This window comes from Spirosoma sp. (genome assembly GCF_048594605.1).
In the GTDB taxonomy this organism is placed as follows: Bacteria; Bacteroidota; Bacteroidia; order Cytophagales; family Spirosomataceae; genus Spirosoma.
The window spans coordinates 1-5,022 of record NZ_JBMDWV010000048.1 but is presented as its reverse complement, the minus strand read 5'-3'; the positions used below and the strand labels follow the sequence as shown (position 1 = coordinate 5,022).

General features: G+C 41.1%; 4 protein-coding genes. 2 read left to right on the top strand and 2 right to left on the bottom strand.

The genetic code is table 11. The features are described from left to right. The first annotated feature begins 405 nt into the window (after positions 1–405). Positions 406–1,221 (top strand): 2,3,4,5-tetrahydropyridine-2,6-dicarboxylate N-succinyltransferase, encoded by an 816-nt coding sequence (locus tag ACOJS8_RS02870; protein WP_420147023.1) that lies wholly within the window; start codon positions 406–408, stop codon positions 1,219–1,221. Between the two features lie 188 nt (positions 1,222–1,409). Next, complete coding sequence (locus ACOJS8_RS02865; protein ID WP_420147022.1) at positions 1,410–1,898, top strand: helix-turn-helix transcriptional regulator; 489 nt, start codon at positions 1,410–1,412, stop codon at positions 1,896–1,898. A 402-nt stretch (positions 1,899–2,300) separates the two neighbouring features. On the opposite strand, the gene ACOJS8_RS02860 is transcribed toward ACOJS8_RS02865, so the two are convergent. After that, positions 2,301–3,737, bottom strand: coding sequence for a tetratricopeptide repeat protein (locus tag ACOJS8_RS02860; protein WP_420147021.1), 1,437 nt, complete (start codon positions 3,735–3,737; stop codon positions 2,301–2,303). Between the two features lie 141 nt (positions 3,738–3,878). After that, positions 3,879–5,022 (bottom strand): DNA gyrase C-terminal beta-propeller domain-containing protein (locus ACOJS8_RS02855; protein ID WP_420147020.1); only part of this gene is annotated, 1,144 nt, incomplete at its 5' end.

Below are 5,022 nucleotides of genomic sequence, written 5' to 3'. Positions count from 1 at the left end.
GCTTAATAATTGTTCCTCCAAATCTCGTTACAGGCTTAGACTATCTCAATAAGTATATAAAGGCTTAGTCACATCCAGAGCAAATACCCGACCAGTTATTTGATTTTATATGGATATTAACTCCATCGGTCTTACACAATTATCAAGTTTATTCATCCTACACAGTACTGACATGAATAACTTTCTTACCTCTTTTAATTCTTCTATACAGTCATTAGCACCATCGAACTTAAAATATTTTGCTCCTTATGTTTCAACTATACATGTCTGTTTTTTACCTTTGACTTTCACAATTACCTCGATAAGTAGTGATATATGCTATACAGAATAATATTTTGTATAATTACATATAATACTGATTATCAGGTTTTTATACAAGCCTTTATAAACAATTACTTTATCTAAATGGTTGACAAAATTGAGAATTTATGGTCTAACAGGGAATTACTAGCTAAACCTGAGTCCCTACAAATTGTTCGGGATGTTATTAGTCAATTAGATAGTGGAGTCCTACGAGTAGCTACCCCATCCACGGATGAAGCTGGCGAATGGAAAGTTAATGAGTGGGTAAAAAAAGCAATTCTTCTATATTTCATTAGTCAACAAATGAGACCGGAAGAGGTAGGCATCTTTACTTTTAATGATAAGATTCCTTTAAAAAACAAGTTTGAAGAGGCTGGGGTCCGAGTAGTACCTCCAGCTGTAGCCCGGTACGGATCCTATCTGGCTAAAGGAGTAATTCTAATGCCATCTTACGTAAATATTGGCGCTTATGTGGATGAACGAACCATGGTTGATACATGGGCAACGGTTGGCAGCTGCGCTCAGATTGGTAAAGACGTGCATCTAAGTGGGGGAGTAGGCATTGGTGGAGTCTTGGAACCACCACAGGCAGCTCCAGTGATAATTGAGGACGGCGCATTTATTGGCTCAAGGTGTATTGTTGTTGAAGGAGCCAGAATTAGTAAACGAGCCGTGCTGGGAGCTGGGGTTACTATAACAGGTTCATCAAAAATTATAGACGTAACGGGTGCTAAACCCGTAGAATATAAAGGTTATGTCCCTGCTAATTCCGTAGTTATACCTGGTAGCTATGCTAAGCAATTTCCTGCTGGTGAATTTCATGTACCTTGTGCTATTATTATTGGCCAACGGAAATCATCTACAGATTTAAAAACTTCACTTAACGACGCGTTACGTGAAAATAATGTTTCTGTATAGTTTACATGTTATCGTAAATTTACAGTTCATTATATTAATTAATATAGTTTACATATAAAAATGGCAACGATTACAAATTAAAAAGTAAATCATTGCCATTTTTATATGTAAACTATTTATACTAGAATAGGACATGTAAATTATTTACGTTTATATTTGTCGTGTTAAACTATATATAGTTTACTCTCATGACTATTAATGATAAAATTAAACAGATACTCATCGATAAAAACTTCACGCCATCTTACTTTGCCGATGAGATTGGTGTACAGCGATCTAGTATCTCACACATCTTATCAGGGCGTAACCGACCTAGCTTTGATATTATTCAAAAAATAATTCGTCGCTTTCCTGAATTAGGCTATGATTGGATTATGGAAGAAGATAATCAACCAAGCACGACCGCTATTCACAATAACTATCCAAATCGAGGCAGCATGCCTCGTTTGAATTCGGATCGATATAAATCGTCAGAATCGTTACAACTCCCTTACGCTCCTAATGGTATACGGAGCCAGCGTACTGAAATTCCACCCGTGTCGTCAAGTCCTGTTACTAGTACTGACCAAGCCTCCGCTGGCGGGCTTGACCAGACACCAACTGCAGAAAAGAAAGTTGAACGAATTCTGGTTTTTTATGCGGATGGTTCTTTTAGAGAATTTACCCCAGCGGTATAGACAATCACATAATCCAGCCAATGATTATTCTAACCACTTTTCGGCAGAAAACAGATTGCTTCCGAAATAAAAAATAGATTCTTCATGAACAGAAAAAGCTACTGCAACAAGCACTGTGCTAGTAGTTAAAATTCAGCTAGAATTATTTTTTCCTGTCTAAAATATTATCTTTAATAAGTATACCGTTAAAAAAAAGGGCCATTTCCAATACGTATAAGGCCTTTTTGAGAACAATCCCCCTAACTGTCTGTAAAGCAATACTTTAGTGTTCCACGTGGATATGTTGTGGAAAAGGTTGTGAATAACTCAACCATTTTTTGTTATATAATTTATATTATGTTAAGTAGATTACTATTTAAATAGGGTCAGTATCGGCATACTAACCCTATTTAACCTTGAGCTCTACTCTACACAATTAATCTTTTTCTCTTCGTATTGCTTGAGAATATTCTGTGTGTTATTCAAGTTCTCTACTAATTCCGGCTCTTCTTTTACTGCTTTTGCCTTTGTAAAATATGGAAGCGCCTGTTTGAATTTTCCACACACTTTACCATCTGCTTCCTTACCACTCTTAGCGTATTCGTTCATATCCATCTTATCAACTGAACGCTTCATCTCAACAGCTTCATTGAATACGAATACGCCCATGTTGTAATTAGCATCATAGTTATTTGGATCAACGGCTAAAGCTTTCTCCAAATACTGCTTTTCCATCGCTTTGTTTTCAGCTTTCTTTTGTTTGAGCTCAGCTAACTTCTTTTCTGCATCGGCAGCCCCAGATGCACCTGCAGCCGCTTCTTTAGATGCAGCCTCCAGTTTAGCAACCTCAGCTTTTTGATCGACCACACGTTTCTGCACATCAGCTAACTGGCGCTTCAGTTCAGGAGTAGGCCGCTTTTTAATAGCAGCACTTAAACGAGCAACCTCGGCATTGTACGTATCTAAAATACTTTTTCCGTCAGCCAATTGCTTTGCCGCATTCCCTCCTTTTTTCGTTTCTCCTTCCAGCTTACGAATTTCTTCGTCTCCTTTGCCAGCTATATTGTTATAAACAATTGACAAATTCACCAGATTCTGAACGTTGTTAGGATCTTTCTCTACCATCTGCTTCATGCCGGAAATAGCATCATCCATTCGGTTTGACGACAGCATGATATTAATTTTCTCGTTAGCGAGATCTTTGTTGCCTGGCGCTAAAGCAATTCCTTTGTCTAGAGCAGCTAATGCTTTATCAGGTTCGTTATCAGCCCGGTACAGCATAGCCAGTGAACCATAGATTGCAGCATCTTTACCACCGCCTGCAATGTATTTTTCTAACTGGGTCTTTGCCGTTGCATTGTCTTTTACCTGTTGAGCGGCTATAGCCGTGTAAAGTGGCGCTAACGTATCTTTCGGATTGATATCCCCCGCTACAGTCATAGCCTTAATCGCGTCAGGATAATTCTTAGCCTGGAATTTAGCTACGCCCTGTTGCATGAAGGCCGTGTAAAGGTTAGGACTCTTCAACGCTTCTTCAGCTTCTTTAGCTAATTTACCGGGACCACCCTTTTTGTCTTTGTCCAGTTCAATAACCTTCTTGTAAGCGTCATAAGCTACAGTAGCCGCAGCCGAATCAAGCTTTATGCTGCCACCTGCAGCAATGTTCTGATACAATTTTGCACGATCCATCCAAGTGCTGGCTTTTGTAGAAGCCTTGGCATCGGTAATATCCTTATCGCTTTTTTCTTTGTCTTTTTTCAGCGCATCCGCATTAGCTGCTGCCAAAACGTCCCCACCTTGCTGCGCGTACACGCTTCCCGATAGGCAACAGGCAACAAGAACTGAATAAATTGGTTTCATGAGTAAAATATGGGTTGTGTTTTATTTTAACGAACGAAAGTACGGAATCTGTTTGTATAAGCATCAACGACATTAAAATGTTTGAGCCGCCAGGCTGATAATTTATCAACTAAGCGGCTCAAAATCCTTTATATCAACTTATTAATCAGCAACTTCTACCTCGGCAGATACCTCCTCCTCTCCTTCCTCCTGCTTAATTTTTGTTACGGAGGATATTTCGTCCCCATCACGCAGACTGATCAGACGAACCCCCTGCGTATTCCGACCGATTACGCTAATACTGCCAACTGGGGTGCGAATCGCAATCCCTGATTTGTTAATAATCATTAGATCGTCGTTATCCGCTACGTCCAGCACTGCCACTAACCGACCAACTTTCTCGGTTACTTTCAACGTACCGACACCTTTGGCACCCCGGTTTGTAATTCGGTAACCATCAATTTCCGAGCGCTTTCCGTAGCCTTTTTCTGAAACAACCAGCAATTGTGCGTCAGGCGAGGCAATGCAAACCATACCTATTACATGATCGGTCGGATCTTCCTCATCCAGCGAAATCCCCCGAACACCAGCAGCGGTACGTCCCATGGGCCGAACACGACTTTCATGGAATCGAACGGCTTTACCAGCGCTCGACGCAATAACAATGTCATTGTCTCCATTCGTCATACATACGCCGATCAACTGATCACCTTCATCAATGGTAATCGCAATGATTCCATTCTGTCTGGGCCGGGAGAACGCTTCAAGCATCGTTTTCTTGATAGTGCCCTGGCGCGTACACATAACGAGGTAATTATTATTAATGTAATCCTCGTTCTTCAGATCCGTTACGTTAATAACTGCCCGTACTTTATCATCCGATTCGATGTTGATAAAATTGGCCAGTGGTCGACCTTTGGATGTTCGGCTTCCTTCCGGCAATTCATAAACGGGTAGCCAATACAAGCGTCCTTTCTGTGTGAACGCCAGCAGCGTATTATGCATGGTTGCCGTAAACAGATGCTCGGTAAAGTCTTCTTCCTTCGTGGCAGCGGCCTTCGCCCCTACGCCCCCCCGACTCTGCGATCTGTATTCCGTTGTTGGGGTCCGCTTGATATACCCTTCGTGCGAGATCGTAATGACCATATCCTCGTCAGCAATCAACGACAGATCACTGATGTTTCCATCGCCAAGAGCGTTGATTTGTGTCCGACGTTCATCACCATAGCGAGCCCGAAGATCAATTAACTCTTCCTTGATCACCTGACGTTTGCGCTCCTCGCTGGCCAGAATTTCACGCAGATTA

Bases quoted from the DNA above. Each gene is read 5' to 3' on its own strand.
- ACOJS8_RS02870 (WP_420147023.1), top strand. From the start codon at position 406: ATGGTTGACAAAATTGAGAATTTATGGTCTAACAGGGAATTACTAGCT.
- ACOJS8_RS02865 (WP_420147022.1), top strand. From the start codon at position 1,410: ATGACTATTAATGATAAAATTAAACAGATACTCATCGATAAAAACTTC.
- ACOJS8_RS02860 (WP_420147021.1), bottom strand. From the start codon at position 3,737: ATGAAACCAATTTATTCAGTTCTTGTTGCCTGTTGCCTATCGGGAAGC.